General features: G+C 24.5%; 4 protein-coding genes. 1 reads left to right on the top strand and 3 read right to left on the bottom strand.

Going from position 1 to position 5555, the window contains the following annotated elements:
* The first annotated feature begins 27 nt into the window (after positions 1-27).
* Positions 28-873: a tRNA lysidine(34) synthetase gene (locus BUE91_RS05435; RefSeq protein ID WP_073508201.1), complete on the top strand. Its 846-nt coding sequence runs from the start codon at positions 28-30 to the stop codon at positions 871-873.
* Positions 874-1112: 239 nt separating this feature from the next.
* On the opposite strand, the gene BUE91_RS05430 is transcribed toward BUE91_RS05435, so the two are convergent.
* The 3 genes from BUE91_RS05430 to BUE91_RS05415 all read right to left on the bottom strand — a co-directional run bounded on the left by BUE91_RS05430 (position 1113) and on the right by BUE91_RS05415 (position 5534).
* Positions 1113-1316: a hypothetical protein gene (locus BUE91_RS05430; RefSeq protein ID WP_073508199.1), complete on the bottom strand. Its 204-nt coding sequence runs from the start codon at positions 1314-1316 to the stop codon at positions 1113-1115.
* Between the two features lie 1126 nt (positions 1317-2442).
* Positions 2443-4467 (bottom strand): hypothetical protein, encoded by a 2025-nt coding sequence (locus BUE91_RS05420; RefSeq protein WP_244889887.1) that lies wholly within the window; start codon positions 4465-4467, stop codon positions 2443-2445.
* On the bottom strand, positions 4455-5534 hold the full coding sequence (locus tag BUE91_RS05415) for a hypothetical protein (RefSeq protein ID WP_180370690.1): 1080 nt from the start codon (positions 5532-5534) through the stop codon (positions 4455-4457). The genes BUE91_RS05420 and BUE91_RS05415 overlap by 13 nt, the downstream gene beginning before the upstream one ends.
* Between the last annotated feature and the right edge of the window lie 21 nt (positions 5535-5555).

The following is a 5555-nucleotide window of genomic DNA, read 5'->3' as shown; positions in this document are numbered from 1 at the left end:
ATGTATATTTATTTTAGGAGTTTAATAATGATTAATTTAAGTTGTAATGCTATTATACCTGATGGTCCTCTTAAACCAGTTAAGGAAATAGAAGAAAGTATTAGAACAATATTTAGAAAAGATATATATATAAAGTTTTTAGGAGCAATACTTGAATACAATTTGGTAGAAAATGGCGATAAAATAGCTATAGCTGTTTCTGGAGGTAAAGATTCTTTATTACTTGTTAAATTATTTCAAGAATTAAAAAAAGATAAAAGATTTAATTTTGAGTTTAAAGCTATAAGTTTAAATCCAGGATTTAGAAAAGAAGATTTAGAACATTTTAAATTTAATCTACAAGAATTAAATATAGATTGTGATATAATAGATACAAACATATGGAAAGTTGCTAATGAAATGGCAAATGAATATCCTTGCTTTTTATGTGCAAAAATGAGAAGAGGAATACTTTATAAAAATATAGAAAAAATGGGCTATAATAAATTAGCACTAGGTCATCATTTTGATGATGTTATAGAAACTACATTAATCAATCTTTTTTATGGTGGTACTTTAAAAACCATGTTACCTAAGATGCCCTCAACATCAGGTAATTTAACTTTAATAAGACCTATGGTGAATATACATGAAGAAGATATTATTAAATTTACTAAGAAAAATGGTATTAGAGCCATGAACTGTGGTTGTGTTATTGAAGCTGGAAAAACATCAAGTAAAAGAAGAGAAATTAAAAATATGCTAGAAAATTTAGAGTCTAATAATCCAGGATTAAAACAAAAAGTATTCAAATCAATGGAAAATATTAATTTAGATTATGTTTATGGATACAAAACAAAAAAAGAAAAATTTCATATAAAAGATAAAAAATAATGTACATTCAAATGAGAGTGCATTATTTTTTATTTAAAAATGAGAATGTGAAAAAAATCTATAAATTAAATCTTCTATGATTTAATTCTAATTTACACTTATTTCTTCTTTCAATTTATATATATGTGCATGTCAGTAAAAGGTGAGAGTGTTTTAATTTCACCCTTTTTATTTATTGATTTATTATATAGGCTCACATCATACATTATACTTAACTACCAGTACATTTCTTATTATCCTCAAATAAAAATAGCATTCCATCTTAGACAAAAGTGATAAGGAGTATTCTTTCCTAAAGTCATATCTTTATCTTTTTCTTTAGTAGCAATTAAATCAGTACCAATGAAAGCGAAGACTTCTTTATTTTTGTGCATAAAGACATCTAATTCACCTTTAGCACCAATTTTGTTAGTAACATCATTTTGACTCCAAAGCTCTTGCATCTCATTCCTAGTTCCAGTATTAGAACTTGAACCCGAAGCAGCATTATTTACTTTTTCATATGTTATTTGTTTCCCCTAATGAAATACAGCCTTTCTTAAAACAAAGACTTTGTTTTCAGGAGTATTAGAAGCACTAGAAACAGCACCATTATTAGTTGGTTTATTCTCCAAGTTAAACTCTGCCCCTATCCATGGATTTACTTTTAATCTTCCATTTACATAACTAAATTTTGTTGATAGCTTTGGCTTTACTGTTAATGAATGTATTACCTTATCTAAATCTGTTTTTGTTGCTAATTTTCCTCCTGTTAAGTCTTTTATCTTATTTTTGTCTTTTCTTAAATCAGCCTGTTTACTTATTCCATATTTCTCTGCATACTTATGAATACTTTCTTTATACCCTGAACTATCTTTTATATAATCTACATATACTCCATATACATCCTTATTTAATCCATTTAAATTATACTCATTATCTATTGATAGTTCTATCTCTACATCTTCTCTTGCCTTAAATCTACTCTTTCCTCCAAAGTCTATACTTAAGGCTTGATATAGGCCTTGTGCATTGATTATTTGAGAGGCATTGCCTTGTTTAAATATTGCATCTAACCCATACTTAGCATCTACATTTATCTCATTACTGTATCTTCCATTTACATTCTTATACCCTAATATTACATTTGCTAAGAAGACATTGTATAGGTCTTTAGATTGATCTACTTTGCTTGGGTTTGTATGAAAATGTACTTGATCGTATAAGCTTAATTTTATAGGGTGTTTAACAATTCAAAATAGAAAAAAGAATTTTTAAAATTTATGAAAATTTTTCTTTTAAATAAAAAAATTGAAGTTTATATATAAAACTCCAATAAATTCATATTTTTATATTTAAATTGAGATTTTTTCTCTACTCTTTCTTATCTAATTAAATAATTTCTTATATTATTTCTATTTTTAACTTTCTTATTTTGTATAATCTTACTAGTTTAGAAGTTTTTTTCTCCACTAAAAAATATATATAATTAATATTTTCATTACAGTTTCTATCAAAAGAAAGACCTACTTAAAAAAGTCGGTCTTTCTTCTCTTTGGTCTTACTATTTCAAAACAACATATTCCTTATTTACCATTTATAATCTATATTTAATTCAACCTTAGCAATTGTATTATTATACTTGAATGTATTATCATTATCCTTATTAGATACATTTAACATAACACCTACTTTTGGTATCATAGTCAATCTATTTTCTAAAAATTTTAACTCCATCTCTATACTAGGATTAATTATTATCTTTGTTAAATTATCTTTACCATATTTTTCTTTTTCTTCACTTATTTTATCTCTATCTTTTTTACTAATATCAATTATTCCATTTTCCCCTAATTGCTTTCTTTTAATATCTCTTAGTGATGAATATAATTTTTCTGAATCATATCCATTTAAATATGAATTCTTTAATTTACCAATTATTTTTACACCATCTCTAATTTTATATAAAAGAGTGTTTTCATTATAGACTTTATATTGATATTGAGTATGTAATAATAAAGTTTTTATATAGTTTGATATATCATTATTACTATCTTGGGAATTTTCATTTTTATGACTAAATAACAATATCGCATTTGCTCCTATTTCATTTCTTAATTCTAATCTATCTGTTACCTTATATTCTACTCTAGCTTTAGCATCCCCTAATCCTAATACTTCTGTTTCTTTATTATCAAATATTTTAAGTCTATTTGAACTAGTTAAGTTTAATTCTCCTATTAATTTAAGTTTATCACTAACTCTATAATTCATATCATTATCAGTCCATAAATTTAATATAGAAAATTTCTTTTTATCTAAATATCCTAATACATAGTTTGCAGAAAAATTATGTTTAGTCTCTATAACTTCTGATTTTTTATCATATGTTATACCAAATCCTGCTAAACCTAAATGATTATGCATCATATTTTTTTTATCATCAATATCCATGTTATATCTATATCTAGATTCTAATTTTAGTTCAAAATCACTAGATTTAGCTTTTAATTCATTTTCTGTATATGCTGATAATACAGTAAAATCTTTATTTTTATTCTTATTATCTTTTTTATATTTTTCAGTGTTTAATTTAATTCCACTTGAAATATCTGTAAATATTTTACCTTTTACATTATTTTTTGTACTAAATTCAACTATATTTCCCTTATATCCTAAATCAAATATTATTTCTTGTTTATGTAATAAACTATTTGTTACATCATTTCTTGGTAATGCTCCATTTACAGCTGTATTTCTCCAATTTTTACTATAATCAAGTTCTACATCATGTTTTAATATATTTTTTAAATTAAAATTATCTTTATTATAAATTAAACCAAATTCTCCACCAAATATTTGATTTCTATCACTTATTAATATAGTTCCTAAATATGTATGTCCCTTACCTATTATTTCTAAATTTCCTAATTTCGTTGATAATTTAATATCTCCTTTTAATCTTCCTAATCTTTTATATATATCTGTTTTTAATTTATGATTTAAATTTAATTCTAATGAACTAGATTTACCAATTTTCTGATTTAAATTTAAAAAATTTTCAAGTCTTCCTGTACCACTATTAAGAGTTTCAGAAGTATATATCGTACCTATTTTTGATATAGTTGTATTATAATTTAAATCTACTACTCCTGAAACTAATATTTGACTACCTTTCAATCTTAATCCTTGTGAATGATAAAAGTCTTTTCTTGCCCTCTCATCTTCATCATATTTACTGTCCCATAAACCTCTTAATTTTAATCCTTCTTTTATAGAGTCTTCCATTCCATCCATATATTGAAATCCTCCATTTAATGTTAATTCTATATGTTCATTAAGATTTTTCTTAAATCCTAATCCTATATTTACTTTACCATCATATACTTTTGTTTTTTCTATTTCTCCACCTAAGTATATAAATACTTCCTTATTTCTTCCTACTAAGGCTCCTGTACTTAATGTATTAACAGCTCTATATTCAAATTTAGAATCCTTATGCTCTAATTTTAATTCTGAATTATTTTTAACATACATAGTTGTAGATAAACTTGATAATGAACTTAAAGCTAATATACCCAATATTGTCTTATTATTAATATTTATTTTTCCCATGTATATTTCACTCCTGTTCTTAATTTATTTCTCATACCAGCATATGTACCTATTTTACTAAAACTAATAACACTACTATAATCAACATAAACAGAAAAATTATCATTAAATTTATAACCTAGCTTTATTTGAGGATATAAATGTAAATGAGTTCTATTCTCTAAATTATATCCTATATGATATAATTTTTTAGCTCCATTATAATCAAGTTCTTCTTTTCTACTAAAGTATTGATTATCTACATCTCCTGTTAATTTACCAAGAATGCTTATCATTCCATTTTCACCCAATTGTTTTTCAAATTCATATCCTACATACGCTTTAAATAAGAAACCTTTATGATATCCTGAATAAGTTTCATAACCATCTTCATCAGGAAAATCTTGATTTCTTTTGTGATAATGATTTATATATACTCCAGATGTTATATTATCCTTATAATCTCTTCCTGATAATATACTGTTACTATAATCTATTCCTGCTCCAACTGTTAAACCATAAGGTACAGATCTTTTCCCTTTTCCTGAATACCACATAGATAAATATAAATCTAAATCACTAACTAATGTAAAATTTCTTCCTATATCATATTTTAATTTAGTATCTAATTCATATCTATGTTCTCTTTGCCCTGGTTGTTGTCCCCAATGCCATGCATAAAATGAATTATAACTTCCCTTTACATTAAAATCTAAATGTTTCCATTTATTAGAGTACTCATATTTTAAACCTAAACTTTTTTCTTGATTTATCTTTAATTCCAAATTACCAAATTCTTTAAAATCTAATCCTAACCCTAAGTATGTATCTGAAGGTTTAATTTCTATTTTTTTTAATGCATCATCTGTTCCAAATCCTAAACCACCTGATAATTTTAAAAATTCATATAATTTTACTGAACCACTAAATTCATTTTTAAATCCTACATGACCTCCTGTAAAGGTATTACCTTGAATAACACCTTCTAATTCTACTTTTACTTTTCTAGAATTTTTAAAATCAAATAATTCAGAAGATAATAAAGTATTAGATATAGCTATTAGGGTTAATAAAAATATTTTTTTCATTAATTCTCCTCTCCCTACCAT

This window comes from Streptobacillus notomytis (assembly GCF_001902585.1).
In the GTDB taxonomy this organism is placed as follows: domain Bacteria; phylum Fusobacteriota; class Fusobacteriia; order Fusobacteriales; family Leptotrichiaceae; genus Streptobacillus; species Streptobacillus notomytis.
This window is presented reverse-complemented; position numbering and strand designations above follow the sequence as displayed.

Excerpts from the sequence above, each read along its gene's own strand:
- BUE91_RS05415 (WP_180370690.1), bottom strand. The coding sequence starts at position 5,534 with ATGAAAAAAATATTTTTATTAACCCTAATAGCTATATCTAATACTTTA.
- BUE91_RS05420 (WP_244889887.1), bottom strand. The coding sequence starts at position 4,467 with ATGGGAAAAATAAATATTAATAATAAGACAATATTGGGTATATTAGCT.
- BUE91_RS05435 (WP_073508201.1), top strand. The coding sequence starts at position 28 with ATGATTAATTTAAGTTGTAATGCTATTATACCTGATGGTCCTCTTAAA.
- BUE91_RS05430 (WP_073508199.1), bottom strand. The coding sequence starts at position 1,316 with ATGCAAGAGCTTTGGAGTCAAAATGATGTTACTAACAAAATTGGTGCT.